General features: G+C 64.8%; 11 protein-coding genes and 1 tRNA gene. 10 read left to right on the top strand and 2 right to left on the bottom strand.

Annotated elements, in window-relative coordinates:
* Positions 1 to 2,132, top strand: a 2,132-nt coding sequence (locus Q352_RS0116290) for an autotransporter domain-containing protein (protein ID WP_028500243.1), incomplete at its 5' end; no start/stop codon positions are given.
* Positions 2,133 to 2,253: 121 nt separating this feature from the next.
* Here Q352_RS0116290 and Q352_RS0116285 read toward each other — a convergent pair.
* A tRNA-Arg gene (locus Q352_RS0116285) sits at positions 2,254 to 2,330 on the bottom strand.
* A 199-nt stretch (positions 2,331 to 2,529) separates the two neighbouring features.
* Here Q352_RS0116285 and Q352_RS0116280 point away from each other — a divergent pair.
* Positions 2,530 to 3,273 carry a c-type cytochrome gene (locus tag Q352_RS0116280; protein ID WP_028500242.1) on the top strand — a complete coding sequence of 248 codons (744 nt, stop codon included), beginning with the start codon at positions 2,530 to 2,532 and terminating at the stop codon, positions 3,271 to 3,273.
* A gap of 125 nt (positions 3,274 to 3,398) precedes the next feature.
* Here the strand turns inward: Q352_RS0116280 and tyrS are convergent, their stop codons facing one another.
* Positions 3,399 to 4,673 carry a tyrosine--tRNA ligase gene (gene tyrS, locus Q352_RS0116275; protein WP_028500241.1) on the bottom strand — a complete coding sequence of 425 codons (1,275 nt, stop codon included), beginning with the start codon at positions 4,671 to 4,673 and terminating at the stop codon, positions 3,399 to 3,401.
* Between the two features lie 240 nt (positions 4,674 to 4,913).
* On the opposite strand from tyrS, the gene Q352_RS0116270 reads away from it, so the two are divergent.
* The 8 genes from Q352_RS0116270 (at position 4,914) to Q352_RS0116235 (ending at position 13,400) form a co-directional block, all read left to right on the top strand.
* Positions 4,914 to 5,960 carry a YeiH family protein gene (locus Q352_RS0116270; protein ID WP_036386734.1) on the top strand — a complete coding sequence of 349 codons (1,047 nt, stop codon included), beginning with the start codon at positions 4,914 to 4,916 and terminating at the stop codon, positions 5,958 to 5,960.
* Between the two features lie 124 nt (positions 5,961 to 6,084).
* Entirely contained in the window at positions 6,085 to 7,074 is a 990-nt protein-coding gene (locus tag Q352_RS21635; RefSeq protein WP_159075982.1) for an NAD(P)-dependent oxidoreductase, read from the top strand.
* A gap of 77 nt (positions 7,075 to 7,151) precedes the next feature.
* Positions 7,152 to 7,553 (top strand): PTS sugar transporter subunit IIA, encoded by a 402-nt coding sequence (locus Q352_RS0116260; protein ID WP_028500239.1) that lies wholly within the window; start codon positions 7,152 to 7,154, stop codon positions 7,551 to 7,553.
* A complete protein-coding gene (locus Q352_RS0116255) occupies positions 7,546 to 7,815 on the top strand; it encodes an HPr family phosphocarrier protein (protein WP_028500238.1) in 270 nt (89 codons plus the stop codon). The genes Q352_RS0116260 and Q352_RS0116255 overlap by 8 nt, the downstream gene beginning before the upstream one ends.
* Before the next feature lie 126 nt (positions 7,816 to 7,941).
* Positions 7,942 to 9,678, top strand: coding sequence for a phosphoenolpyruvate--protein phosphotransferase (gene ptsP / locus Q352_RS0116250; protein ID WP_028500237.1), 1,737 nt, complete (start codon positions 7,942 to 7,944; stop codon positions 9,676 to 9,678).
* 107 nt (positions 9,679 to 9,785) lie between these two features.
* Entirely contained in the window at positions 9,786 to 11,546 is a 1,761-nt protein-coding gene (gene msbA / locus Q352_RS0116245) for a lipid A export permease/ATP-binding protein MsbA (protein ID WP_028500236.1), read from the top strand.
* A 55-nt stretch (positions 11,547 to 11,601) separates the two neighbouring features.
* Positions 11,602 to 12,639 (top strand): NAD-dependent epimerase, encoded by a 1,038-nt coding sequence (locus tag Q352_RS21630; protein WP_051529032.1) that lies wholly within the window; start codon positions 11,602 to 11,604, stop codon positions 12,637 to 12,639.
* Between the two features lie 5 nt (positions 12,640 to 12,644).
* A complete protein-coding gene (locus Q352_RS0116235; protein ID WP_028500235.1) occupies positions 12,645 to 13,400 on the top strand; it encodes a glycosyltransferase family 2 protein in 756 nt (251 codons plus the stop codon).

Genomic DNA, 13,400 nt, shown 5'->3' with positions numbered 1-13,400 from the left:
CGGACAGCTTCACCTACACCGCAACCAATGCCAGCGGCACTTCCAGCCCGGCCACCGTCAGCATCACCGTCAGTGCACCGACGCTGAACCTGACCCCGGCCTCGCTGGGCAACGGCACGGTCGGCGTCGCCTACAGCGTTACGGTCAGCACCACCGGCGGCACCGCGCCGTACAGTTACGCCATCACGGCCGGCACTCTGCCGGCGGGTCTGAGCCTGAACACCTCGACCGGCGTCATCAGCGGCACGCCGAGCACCGGCGGCACGTCCACTCTGACCATCACCGTCACTGACAGCGTCAGTGCAACCGGCTCCCGGGCATACACGTTGGTCATTGGTGCCCAGGTTCCGATTGCCAGTGCCGTCAGCGCCACCGTCGCCGCCAACAGCAGCGCCAATCCGATCACGCTGAGCCTCGGCGGCGGGGCTGCCACCAGTGTCGCCGTTGCCTCCGCCGCCAGCCATGGCACCGCCACGGCCAGCGGCACCAGCATCACCTACACCCCGACCGCCGGTTATTCCGGGGCGGACAGTTTCACCTACACCGCAACCAATGCCAGCGGTACCTCCAGCCCGGCCACTGTCAGCATTACCGTGACGGCACAACCGGCATCGGTGGTGTCGTCGGCCCGTACTCTGCGCGTCGGAGAGGCCGTGACTGTCGACCTGACTGACGGCGCGACTGGTGGCCCATTCACCAGCGCCCGGGTGATTTCACTGACCCCGGCATCCGCCGGCCAGGCGATCATTGTCACGGAGCAGCCAGCCAGCGCCCCGGTGCAGCGCATGATGCTGAGCGCCGCCGCACCCGCGCCACGCTACACGCTGCGCTTCATCCCGGCAGCCGCGTTTTCGGGCAGTGCCATCGCCACATTTGCTCTCAGCAATGGGACAAGCACGGCCAGCGGAACAGTCACTTTCACCGTTCAGGCTCGTCCAGACCCATCAAAGAATGCAGAAGTGATCGGCCTGGTCAATGCACAGAACCGCTCCGCCGAGCGTTTTGCCAGCACCCAGATGGCGAACTTCAACCGTCGCCTCGAGCAACTGCACCAGAACACCTGCCACGGCAACGCCTTCGGCATCAAGCTAGGCGCCGGCGGCGCGACCATTCCGGTCGCCGATCTGGCCACGGCGGCGGCCAACGCCCTGTCGGGCAAGACACCGAACGGCGACGTCGCAAACGGCAGCAAGCGCCCCACCAAGGTGGCCACAACCACGGCCCCGGCCGGAGACAGCCGCCCGGCCGTCGCCGCGCCTGCCGCCCCGTCCGCGGCGGCAGGTGACTGCAGCAGCGAACCGCTGGCATTCTGGACCGATGGCTTCGTCAACTTCGGCTCGAACGACACCCGCCATGGCCGGGGTACCGACTTCACCACTGTCGGCCTCAGCGGCGGTCTCGACTACCGGGTGTCGTCCGCACTCACCCTCGGGGTCGGTCTGGGCTACGGCAACGACCGCAGCCTGATCGGCAGTGACGATACCCGCAGCGATGCCGATGCCATCAGCGCCGCCGTCTACGCCAGCTTCCACCCGATGCCGCAGGTGTTTATCGACGGGGTGCTCGGCTACAGCTGGATCAGCTTCGATTCGCGCCGCTATGTCACCGCCGATCCGTCCAGCGGTTATGCACGCGGATCGCGCGATGCCAGCCAGGTGTTCGGTTCGCTGACCGGCAGCTACGAGCATCGCCAGGGCAATCTGCTGCTGGCACCGTACGGCCGGCTGAATGCCGCCATCACCCGCTTCGATGCGTTCAGCGAAAGCGGTGGCGGCATGTATGCACTGCACTACGGCGACCAGACCCAGCGTTATGTCACTTCGTTCCTTGGCCTGCGTTCGAGCTACGACCTGCCGACCAGCTGGGGCATGGTCACGCCGACTCTGCGCATTGAATGGGGACACAACTTCAGCAACAGCGGTGGCGTCGACCTCAGCTATGCCGACCTGGTCGGCGGGCCGGTCTACCGCCTGAATACCGATCCGCTGTCGAGCAACTTCGTCAATGTCGATCTGGGTGCCGACATCAGTCTGAGCAAGCTGTGGCTGCTGGGCATCGGCTACAAGACCTCGCTCGGGGCTTCCGGTGAGCAGAACCAGTTGTTCCGCATCGGTCTGACCAGCCGGTTCTGATCCGGAAACAGGAACGGGCACCAATGGCCGGCATGGCCCTGGTGCCCGTTTCTCTCCGGGCGGCCCTGACCGGACCGGAATGCAAAAAGCCGACATCTGACGATGTCGGCTTTTCTGTATCTGGCGCATCCGGCCCGGCTCGAACGGGCGACCCCTGCCTTCGGAGGGCAGTACTCTATCCAACTGAGCTACGGATGCAGGTCGTCGACACAACCCGTTATGGGTAAAATCTGCCGGCCCCGGATGCGACATCCGTAACGCGGCTGACGTTGTGTCAGAGGGCGCATGATAGACAATCCTGACCGGGCCGTCCAGTTGCAGCTTTGCGTAGCCTTGCCCTTCTCGTATAATCGCCAAAGATTTTTATGTCATTTTTCGTTTGCAGAGGCGGAACAAAATGAGCAGTGAGAACAGCACTATGGCCCCCGGCTCGGTTATCCGCGTTCTGGTCGCCGTCGTTGCCCTTGTCGTGGTGGCCATCTGGCTGCTCGCCAAGCTGGCAACCAGCGGCCAGATCGTCAATGCCGAAGTCATGTCCAACGAGGCCGTTGCCGCCCGATTGAAGCCGGTTGGCGAATCGGTCGCCAGCGACGCAGCACCGGGTATGCGGACCGGCGAACAGGTCTACAAGGCCGTCTGTATCTCCTGTCACGGCACCGGCCTGGCCGGCTCGCCGAAGTTTGGCGATGCGGGCGCCTGGGCGGCACGTATCGCCCAGGGTTACGACACCCTGGTGACCCACGCCCTCAATGGCCTGAACGCCATGCCGGCCAAGGGTGGCGCCACCGACCTCAGCGATGACGAGATCAAGCGCGCCGTGGCCTTCATGGGCAATGCCGCGGGTGGCAAGTTCACCGAACCGCCGGTTGGCGGGGGGGAAGCCGGCGCCGCACTGGATCCGCAAGTGGCCGGCAAGAAGGTCTACGACAGCGTCTGCGTGGCCTGCCATGCTTCCGGCGCCGCCGGCGCACCGAAGTTCGGTGACAAGGCAGCCTGGGCACCGCGTCTGAAGGCCGGCATGGACGAAGTGGTGCAGATCGCCACCAAGGGCCTGAACGCGATGCCGCCGAAGGGTGGCTTCACCGGCAGCGACGACGAGTTCCGCGCCGCCGTCCAGTACATGGCCGACGCCGCAAAATAAGCGGCGAGGCATGACAGAAAACCCCCGAACGGATTCGGGGGTTTTTTCTCGCCTGCCGGGCAGCAAAAACCCCCGGACATGCCGGGGGCTGCGGGTGCGTGCGAAGACTGACGCCCCGCGGGTACTCAGTCCTGCCACACCACCAGGCTGTACAGCTTCTTGCCGCGCCGGATCAGCGTGTAGCGACCGAACAGCCGGTCGGCATCCTCGAAGTGGCGGTCGATCGACGTCGCCTTCACGCCATTGATCGCCACCGCCTGGCTTTCAATAAAGGTACGCGCCTCGCTCTTCGACTTGGCCAGGCCCGCCGACACCAGCACATCGATCAGCGACGTGCCGCGCGCCATATCGATCCGCGGCATGCCGTCCTGCGCCAGCTGGCCCAGGTCGTCCTCGGTCAGACCGGCAATGTCCTCGCTGAACAGGCTGCGCGAGATCCGCTGCGCCGCGACCACCGCCGCTTCGCCGTGCACCAGCGCGGTCACCTGCTCGGCCAGCACCCGCTGCGCGGTCGGCGCCTTGCCGCTCTGCTGATCGAACGCTTCCAGTGCCGCGATGTCTTCCAGCGACATGAAGGTGAAGAAGCGCAGGAAACGGTAGACGTCGGCATCGGCCACCCCCAGCCAGAACTGGTAGAACTGGTACGACGAGGTCTTGGACGGATCGAGCCAGACCGCACCGCCTTCGGTCTTGCCGAACTTGGTGCCGTCGGATTTGGTGATCAGCGGCACGGTCAGGCCCCAGACCGTCTGCTGGTTCAGGCGTCGGGTCAGGTCGATGCCGGCGGTGATGTTGCCCCACTGGTCGGAGCCACCGATCTGCAGCTGGCAGCCGTGCAGACGGTTCAGTTCGGAGAAGTCATAGCCCTGCAGCAGGCTGTAGCTGAATTCGGTGAACGAGATGCCGACATCGTCGCGGTTCAGCCGCTGCTGCACCGATTCCTTGCGGATCATGGCGTTGACCGAGAAATGCTTGCCGATGTCGCGCAGGAACTCCAGCACATTCATCGACCCGAACCAGTCGTAGTTGTTGGCCATGATGGCGGCGTTATCGCCATCGAAAGCCAGGAACGGGGTCAGCTGGCCACGAATCTTTTCCACCCAGCTGGCCACCACGTCCGGCGTGTTCAGCTTGCGTTCCGCCGCCTTGAAGCTCGGGTCGCCGATCATGCCGGTGGCGCCGCCGACCAGCGCGATCGGCTGGTGCCCGGCAAGCTGGAAGCGCTTCAGCATCAGCACCGGCACCAGATGGCCGAGGTGCAGGCTGTCCGCCGTCGGGTCGAAGCCGCAATACAGCGTGACCGGACCTTCAGCCAGCCGCGCCTCGAGTGCTTCGGCGTCAGTGGTCTGCGCGATCAAACCGCGCGCTGCGAGTTCCTGAATAAGTCCGCGTGTCTGCATTGGGAAAGTCCTTAGTGGGCACACCGCTGCCGGCCATGGGCGACCAGCGGCAACAAAACCGGTGATTTTACGCTGATTTCCGCCACAGCAGGCAGCGCGGGCAGCCGGCACAGTGCAGATCCGGTGGCCCCAAAGCATTATCGGGAATTTGAATAGACTCGATTGGTATTACGCGTTTCTCTGATGCAGCACGTTTCCGTACCCTGCAGGCTGTGCTGATACCCGAATAGTGCCGTCCCCATGCTGTCTGCCCTGCCATCCTCCCTGCGCCGCCGCTTCCCCGGCCTGCTGCTGACCGCCGTCATCGCCGCTCTGGCGATCCGCCTGGCCGGCGTCCCCGTCTTTGCCGACAACGGCCTGTCCGCGCTGACCTTCGCCATCCTGATCGGTCTGCTGGCAGGCAATACCTTCTATCCGCGTCTCGGCGGCCCGGCCGGTCCCGGGGTGCTGTTCGCCAAGGGCGAGCTGCTGCGCGCAGGGGTCGCACTGTACGGTTTCAAGCTGACCTTCCAGCAGGTCGCCGCGGTCGGCATGGCCGGGGTCATGACCGACCTGAGCATGCTGCTCAGCACCTTTCTGCTTGCCTGCTGGTTCGGCCGGCGCTTTCTCGGGCTGGAGCGGGACACGGCGCTGCTGATCGGCGCCGGCAGTTCGATCTGCGGCGCCGCTGCGGTGCTGGCCACGGCACCGGTCCTGCAGCCGCGCGAGCGCGATGTCGCCGTGGCCGTCGCCACCGTGGTGGTGTTCGGCACGCTGGGCATGGTCGTCTACCCGCTGCTGTGGCGTGCCATGGCCCAGCTGGCGCTGCCGGGGCTGACCCAGAACCAGTTCGGCATCTATATTGGCGCCACCGTGCACGAGGTGGCCCAGGTCGTGGCCGCCGCCCGCGCCGTCGGCGAGCAGGCGGCCGACAGTGCCATGGTCAGCAAGATGATCCGGGTGATGATGCTGGCGCCGTTCCTGCTCGGCCTGTCGCTGTGGCTGGCCCCGCGCAGCGCCGCGCCGGACACGCCACGCCGCATCACCGTGCCGGTCTTCGCTTTCGTCTTCGTCGGCTGCGTGCTGCTGAACTCGCTGGATCTGCTGCCGCCATCCGTGGTCGCCGCCCTGATCCGCATCGACGACGTGATGCTGGCCTGCGCCATGGCCGCACTCGGCCTGACCACCCACGCCAGCGCCGTCCGCCAGGCCGGCAGCAGACCGCTGGCACTGGCTGCCGTGCTGTTTGTCTGGCTGGTTGCCGGCGGCGGCGCCATCAGCTGGGGCTGGCAGGCGCTGCTGGCCTGACGCGCATCCGTCATCGCCGGATTTTCTGATATATGACAAGACAGTTTATGTTTGCCGGTACGGTCCCGGATCGCTGCGGGCCGGGATGCTATGATTCCGGGACTCTGCGAACCGGATGCGCCCGATGCAATACCTCCCGGTCTTTTTCGACTTGCGCGACCGTCCTGTCACCGTCATCGGTGGCGGCGCCGTCGCCATGCGAAAGATCCGTCTGCTGCTCGCCTGCCAGGCCCGCATCCGCGTGCTGGCGCCCCTGCTCTGCGCCGATCTGGCACAACGGCATCACGATGGCCTCATCGACTTCCGGCCCGGTGAGTTCTCCCCGGCCCTGCTCGATGACGGCGACACGCCGGCACTGGTCATCGCCGCCACCGACGACGAGGACGTGAACGCCGCCGTGGCCGCCGCCTGCCGCGCGCGCCGGCTGCCGATCAATGTCGTCGACTCCCCGAGCCTGTGCGATTTCATTTTTCCCGCCATCATCGACCGCTCGCCGCTGGTGATGGCGGTGTCGTCCGGTGGCGCCGCGCCGGTACTGGCGCGGCTGGTCCGCAGCCGCATCGAAGCCGCCGTGCCGGCCGCCTTCGGCCAGCTGGCCGAACTGGCGGAAACCCTGCGCCCGCAGGTCAAGGCCGCCCTGCCGGATGTCGACTCACGCCGGCATTTCTGGGAGAGCACGCTGGAAAGCGCTGACGCCGAACTGGCCCTGCAGGGTGACATCGACCAGGCCCGGCAGGCTTTCCTTGCCCGGCTGGCCGCCCCCGGCACCCCGGAAAAGGGAGAAGCGCTGCTGATCGCCGCCGGCAGCGGTGACCCCGACGACATGACTTTCAGGGCGCTGCGCCTGCTGCAGCGCGCGGAACTGGTTTTTCACGATGCCGATGTCCCGGCCGCCATCGTCGATCTGGCCCGGCGCGACGCCGACCGGGTCGCGCTGGCGGCGGCCGACGAGGGCGCGCAGGTCCTGGCCGCCGTGCGCGCCGGACGGCGCGTGGCATGGCTGCGCGCCGGCGACGGCACGCGTCACGACGACATGGCGGACCGGCTGGCCCGTGAAGGCTTGCGCACCCTGCGTGCTGCGGGCGTGGCGGGACACGCGCGAGCCGGATTATGATGACACGCTCACATCCTGTTTGACCGGCACGCATCCTGTGCCAGGCCGGCCGGAGCCGGTGTTATCGAGGGCACTCTATGGTAGGCATCCTGATCATTACTCATGGCGATCTCGGCCGCAGTCTCGCCGACTGTGCCAGGCATGTCCTGCAGCGCGACATCGACAACCTCGAGTACATGCAGGTAGACAAGAATGACGATCCCGAGCAGATGCTCGCAACGGCACGCTGCATGATCGAGCGCCTCGATCGGGGTGAAGGCGTGCTGGTGCTGACGGACATATTCGGCGGTACGCCGTCGAATATTGCCAGCCGGCTGATCGTCGCAGAACAAGTGGAGGCCATTGCCGGCATCAATCTGCCGATGCTGGTCCGGGCCCTGTGCTACAGCAGCCAGTCGCTCGAGACCGTCATCAGCAAGGCGGTGACCGGCGGGCTGGAAGGCGTCATGTATATCGTTGCGGGGGACGGGCGTGGTTGAAAAAGACATCCAGATCATTAACAAACTCGGCCTGCATGCGCGGGCATCGAGCAAATTCACCCAGCTGGCGGGGAAGTTCAAAAGCGAAATCTGGATATCCCGGAGCAACAGGCGCGTCAACGCCAAAAGCATCATGGGCGTCATGATGCTGGCGGCGGCCAAAGGCAGCACCGTTCACGTCGAGGCCAGCGGTCCGGACGAGAGCGATGCGCTTTCCGCGCTGGAAGTACTGATCAACAACCGTTTCGACGAATCGGAATGATCCGAGCCGGGCGGCTGACAAATCCTGTGCGACGCGGCTGTGTAGCGTGATTTGTCACCCTCCCGGGCGGAATTCTCCATCCGGACCACTAGGGAGAGCCTGACTGGCTCTAGGAAGACTTCGGGAATGAGCATCGTCCTGCACGGCATCGGCATTGGCGGCGGCATCGCCATCGGCCGCGCCCACCTGATCTCGCACAGCAGCATCGACGTCGTCCATTATCAGCTCGAGCCGGGCGAGGTACCCGGCGAGCTGGCTCGCTTCGACGAGGCAATCCGTACCACCCGCAAGGAACTGGAGATGCTGTGGGGCAGCATCCCGGAAAACGCGCCGGCAGAACTCGGCGCTTTCCTCAGTCTGCACATCATGCTGCTGAATGATGCGGCCCTGTCACGCGAGCCGCGCGTGGTCATCGAGCGCGAGCAGTGCAATGCCGAATGGGCGCTGAAACAGCAGGCCGATGCGCTGATCGAGCAGTTCAACGAGATCGAGGAATCCTACTTGCGCGAACGCAAGCAGGATGTGATGCAGGTCGTCGAACGCATCTACAAGAACCTGGCCGGCGCCAATGGCGAACTGCCGGAGGCCGATGACCTGATCGACGATGCGATCCTGATCGCACACGATCTGTCGCCGGCCGACATGGTCTATTTCAAGGATTCCAACTACGCCGCCTTCGTGACCGAAGTCGGCGGCGCCACCAGCCATACCGCCATTCTCGCCCGCAGCCTGGATCTGCCGTCGATCATCGCCACCCATACTGCCCGCCAGTTGATCAACGAGGATGAGCTGGTCATTGTCGACGGCATCCAGGGCGTGATCATCGTGTCGCCGGACGACATGGTGCTGACCGAATACCGCCGTCGCCTGCGCTCGTGGCGGGTGGCGAAGAGCAAGCTGGCCAGCATCAAGAAGTCCAATGCGCAGACGCAGGACGGCACGCCGATCGAACTGGTCGCCAATATCGAATTGCCGCAGGACGTCGATGACGTACTGAACTCCGGCGCGGTCGGCGTCGGCCTGTTCCGCAGCGAATTCCTGTTCCTCGGCCGCGACAACCTGCCGACCGAGGACGAACAGTTCGATGCCTATCGCGAAGTCGCCACCCGCCTGAACGGCCAGCCGCTGACCATCCGCACACTCGATCTCGGCGCCGACAAGAACCCGAAATGGTCGCAGTACACTACCGCCGACAACCCGGCGCTGGGCCTGTGCGGCATCCGCCTGTGCCTGGCCGAACCGGCGCTGTTCCGCACCCAGCTGCGTGCGATCCTGCGCGCATCGGTGCATGGCCGGGTGCGCATCCTGTTCCCGATGGTCAATTCGGTCGCCGAGCTGCGCCAGGCCGTGACCCAGTTGGCGCTGGCGCGCGAGGAACTCGACGCGACCGGCCAGGCCTACGATCCGGACATGCAGGTCGGCGCGATGATCGAGGTGCCGTCCGCGGCACTGACGGTCAACATGCTGGCCAAGTACGTGAACTTCTTCTCGATCGGCACCAACGACCTGATCCAGTACACGCTGGCCATCGACCGCAACGACGATGCGGTCAGCCATCTGTACGATCCGACCCATCCGGCGGTGCTGTACCTGATCTGGCATACGATCAAGACCGCAAACAAGGCCGGCGTGCCGGTATCGATCTGTGGCGAGATGGCCGGCGATGCCCGCCTGACCCGCCTGCTGCTCGGCATGGGCCTGCGCAAGTTCTCGATGCCGCCGGCCAATCTGCTCAGCGTCAAGCGCGTGGTGCTGGATACCCATCTCGACCATATCTCGCCGGTGGTCAGCAAGATCCTGCGCACCAACGACCCCGACCGCGTGCACGATCTGCTGACCCAGCTGAACACGCTGCCGGCATGAGCGGCAGCGTGGCGTGGCGACGGGAAGCGTCCCGTTCGCCACGCCGGCCCTCGGCGGCCAGCGCGTGATGCAGTAGAATACCCGGTTTTACCCGGAAGCCGATCGCCATGACCGACCCCTCCACCGACGGTTCGTGGGCGCTGTACAAGCGCCTGCTCGGATACCTGAGGCAAGACTGGCGGGTGTTCATCGTCACCATCGTGGCCATGATCATCGCGTCGGCAACCGAGCCGCTGTTTGCCAGCCTGATGAAGCCGCTGATCGACGGCGGCTTCGTCGAGCGCGATCCGCAGACACTGATCTGGACGCCGCTGGCCATTGTCGGCCTGTTTGCCCTGCGCGGGCTGGCGTCCTTCACCAACGATTACACCTCGACCTGGCTGTCCGGCCGCCTGGTCATGCGGCTGCGCGAGCTGATGTTCGTCAAACTCATGCAACTGCCGGTCAGCTATTTCGACGGCAACAGCTCGGGCCGGGTCATCTCGCGCGTGACCAATGACGTGACCATGGTGACCGACGCCGGCTTCAGCGTCATTACCGTGGTGGTCCGCGACGGCATCACCCTGATCGGCCTGCTCGCCCTGCTGCTGTGGACTGACTGGCAACTGACGCTGATCTGCCTGATCATGGTCCCGGTGGTCGGCGTCGGCATTCGCGTGGTCGGCAAGCGGCTGCGCAAGCTGTCACGCAAGAACCAGCAGCACATGGGGGAAATGACCCAGGTGCTCGGCGAGACCGTCGACGGGCAACGCGTGATCAAGGTCTATGGCGGCCATGAGCATGAAACCCGGCGCTTCATGGTTTCGGCCAACGGCATTCGCCAGAACTCGGTCAAGCAGATCGCCGCCAGCTCGATGAATACCGCCGCCACCCAGCTGATCGTGTCGGTGGCGCTGGCCATCATCATCTACTTTGCCGGCGTGCGCGCCAGCCACGGCGGGTTCAGCGCCGGCGACTTCATGTCGTTCCTGACCGCGATGATCATGCTGTTCACGCCGCTGAAGCGGATTACCGGCGTCAGCCAGACGCTGCAGCGCGGTCTGGCAGCGGCCGAGAGCGTGTTCACGCTGCTCGACGTGCCCGGCGAGCGCGACAGCGGCACGCGCACGCTGGAGCGCGCGCACGGCAAGCTGGAATTCGACCGCGTCACCTTCCGCTACCCGGAAGGGGAGCGCGATGCGGTCAACGGCTTCTCGCTCGACGTCAGCCCCGGCGAGACCATTGCCCTGGTCGGCAGCTCCGGCAGCGGCAAGACCACCATCGCCAACCTGGTGCCCCGCTTCTATTCGCCGACCAGCGGCGAGATCCGCCTCGACGGCATTCCGCTCGATGCGCTGACGCTGCACAGCCTGCGCAGCCAGATCGCCATGGTCAACCAGGACGTGGTGCTGTTCAACGATACTGTTGCCGCCAATATCGCCTATGGCGACAGCCAGGCCAGCCGTGAACGGATCATCGCCGCCGCCCGCGCCGCCAATGCGCATGAATTCATCGAAGCGATGCCCGACGGCTACGACACCCGGATCGGAGAAAACGGACTGAAGCTGTCCGGCGGCCAGCGCCAGCGCCTGGCGATCGCCCGTGCCATCCTCAAGGACGCGCCGATCCTGATCCTGGACGAAGCCACCAGCGCACTCGACACCCAGTCCGAGCGACTGGTGCAGGGCGCGCTGGAGCAACTGATGCTGAACCGCACCACGCTGGTCATCGCCCACCGGCTGTCGACGATCGAGAAAGCCGACCGCATCATCGTCATGCGCGACGGCCTGATCGTGGAAACCGGCACCCACGCCGAACTGCTGGCGCATGACGGCGTGTACGCCGGCCTGTACCGGATGCAGTTCAGCGCCGCCGCCAATCCGAATTGAAGCTCGCCCGCCATCCGGCGCCACACAGGGCGCCCCGACCCCATAGGACGAATAAATGAAAATCCTGGTCACCGGAGCCGCCGGTTTTATCGGCATGTTTGTCTGCAAGCGCCTGCTTGGCGAAGGCCATGCCGTCACCGGGATGGACAATCTGAACGACTACTACGATCCCGGCCTGAAGCAGGCCCGGCTCGATCAGCTCAGCCAGTTCGAGCGCTTCCAGTTCATCTATCAGGACCTGGTCAACCCGGGCCTGATCGAATATATCGCCCAGGGCGAATTCGACGTCGTCGTCCATCTGGCTGCCCAGGCCGGTGTCCGTTATTCGATCACGGCACCGCTCGCCTACGCCGATGCAAATCTGGCCGGCTTCACCCATATCCTGGAAGGCTGTCGCCACGGCAAGGTCAAGCACTTGCTGTTCGCCAGCAGCTCCAGCGTCTATGGCGGCAATACCCGCCTGCCGTTCTCCGAAACCGACCCGGTCGATCTGCCGGTCAGCTTCTACGCGGCGACCAAGCGCGCCAACGAACTGATGGCGCACAGCTACGCCCATCTGTACGGCCTGCCGGTCACCGGCCTGCGCTTCTTCACCGTCTACGGACCGTGGGGACGACCGGACATGGCCTATTTCAAGTTTGCGGAAAAGATGGTCAACGGCACGCCGATCGACGTCTACAACCACGGCCGGATGCAGCGCGACTTTACCTATATCGACGATATCGTCGAGGCCATCGCCCGCCTGCTGCCACGGGCACCGGCGGCCAACCCGGCCTACGACCGCGACCACCCGCTCGCCGGCGCAAGCTGGGCGCCATACCAGCTGTTCAATATCGGCGGCAGCCACCCGGTCGCACTGCTGACCTTTATCGAAACCCTGGAAGCGCAACTGGGCCTGGTCGCCGACAAGAACCTGCTGCCGATGCAGGACGGTGACGTGGTCGCCACTTGCGCCGACAACAGCAAGCTGCGTCAGGCGATCGGCGAATGGCCGGTCACGCCGCTGGAAACCGGGCTGGCACGCTTCGTCGACTGGTTCCGCACCTTCTACGGCCACCGCCGAACCCCATTGACGCAAGACAATACCGATTGACCACCATGAAAAAACTGAGTGTTTGCGTACTGACGTTCAACTCGGAACGGCTGCTGGAGGCCTGTATCGAGCCGCTGACCCGGATTGCCGACGAACTGATCGTCGTCGACTCCGGCAGCAGCGACGGCACGCTGGCCATTCTGGAAAAATTCGGTCTGACCCCGCTGTACCGCCCGTATTCGACCCATGGCTCGCAGATGAACTTTGCCATCGACCATGCCAGCCATGACTGGGTGCTGTGCATGGACAGCGATGAAGTCATCGACGAGGCCACCGTCAACGCCATCCTGAAGCTGAAGCAGGAACTCGACGACCCGACCCTGGCCTACCGGATCACCCGGCACTGGTTCGTGCTCGGGCAGGAAGTACATGCGATCTACCCGGTGTCGTCGCCGGACTATCCGGTCCGCCTGTTCAACCGCAGCATCGCCCGTTTCAATGATGCACCGGTCGATGACCGGCCGGCCGGCTTCGCCGACACCCGCATCATTGCCGGTTTTGTCCGCCACGACACCTTCTATACCATTCATGAAATCTTCAAGAAGCTGAACGACTACACCACGCGGCTGGTGAAATTCAAGAAGGTCTCGCCGAGTCTGGCCCGGGCATTCGCCAGCAGCATTGCGTCGTTCTGGAAGTGGTACGTGGTCAAGCAGGCCTGGAAGGACGGTCGGGTCGGGCTGGTCACCGCCACTTATGCATCGTGGTATGCCTACCTGAAGTACATGAAGGCCTGGTTCCAGGCCAGGCACAAGCCGTGA

The sequence above is a fragment of the Microvirgula aerodenitrificans DSM 15089 genome (assembly GCF_000620105.1).
GTDB lineage: Bacteria > Pseudomonadota > Gammaproteobacteria > Burkholderiales > Aquaspirillaceae > Microvirgula > Microvirgula aerodenitrificans.
The sequence above is the reverse complement of the archived record's forward strand: the minus strand, read 5'-3'. Positions and strand labels throughout refer to the sequence as shown.

What these genes read in the sequence shown, in the direction of transcription:
- Q352_RS0116235 (WP_028500235.1), top strand. Translation starts at nt 12,645, where the DNA reads ATGAAAAAACTGAGTGTTTGCGTACTGACGTTCAACTCGGAACGGCTG.
- tyrS (WP_028500241.1), bottom strand. Translation starts at nt 4,673, where the DNA reads ATGCAGACACGCGGACTTATTCAGGAACTCGCAGCGCGCGGTTTGATC.
- ptsP (WP_028500237.1), top strand. Translation starts at nt 7,942, where the DNA reads ATGAGCATCGTCCTGCACGGCATCGGCATTGGCGGCGGCATCGCCATC.
- Q352_RS21630 (WP_051529032.1), top strand. Translation starts at nt 11,602, where the DNA reads ATGAAAATCCTGGTCACCGGAGCCGCCGGTTTTATCGGCATGTTTGTC.
- Q352_RS21635 (WP_159075982.1), top strand. Translation starts at nt 6,085, where the DNA reads ATGCAATACCTCCCGGTCTTTTTCGACTTGCGCGACCGTCCTGTCACC.
- Q352_RS0116260 (WP_028500239.1), top strand. Translation starts at nt 7,152, where the DNA reads ATGGTAGGCATCCTGATCATTACTCATGGCGATCTCGGCCGCAGTCTC.
- Q352_RS0116270 (WP_036386734.1), top strand. Translation starts at nt 4,914, where the DNA reads ATGCTGTCTGCCCTGCCATCCTCCCTGCGCCGCCGCTTCCCCGGCCTG.
- Q352_RS0116280 (WP_028500242.1), top strand. Translation starts at nt 2,530, where the DNA reads ATGAGCAGTGAGAACAGCACTATGGCCCCCGGCTCGGTTATCCGCGTT.
- msbA (WP_028500236.1), top strand. Translation starts at nt 9,786, where the DNA reads ATGACCGACCCCTCCACCGACGGTTCGTGGGCGCTGTACAAGCGCCTG.